Annotated in this window: 1 protein-coding gene; it reads left to right on the forward strand. The window is 71.2% G+C overall.

Annotated features, from left to right (window positions below):
• Positions 1-233, forward strand: a 233-nt coding sequence (locus KVT37_RS33050) for a MoaF N-terminal domain-containing protein (RefSeq protein WP_217579108.1), incomplete at both ends; no start/stop codon positions are given.

The raw sequence follows: 233 nt of genomic DNA on the forward strand, positions 1-233 counted from the left end.
AGGGCGCGGAGGCCGGCGCCGACTGGTACGAGGCACTGGAAGTCCCGCCGCAAGTCTACTCCATCAACATGACTTGCGCCGCCAGGCCGGCGGAGGACGAAGCCTTCATCATCGATATCAAGACGCGGCGCGTGCTGTCGGAGCGCGAGCGGGTGCGCGAGCCGGGTGAAGCGCCCGGCGAGCCGCGCGTGGCGCAGGTCTATTCCGCCGGCGGGCTGGGCGATCCCGCCGTG

Source organism: Mesorhizobium sp. GbtcB19, from assembly GCF_019091085.1.
GTDB lineage: Bacteria > Pseudomonadota > Alphaproteobacteria > Rhizobiales > Rhizobiaceae > Mesorhizobium.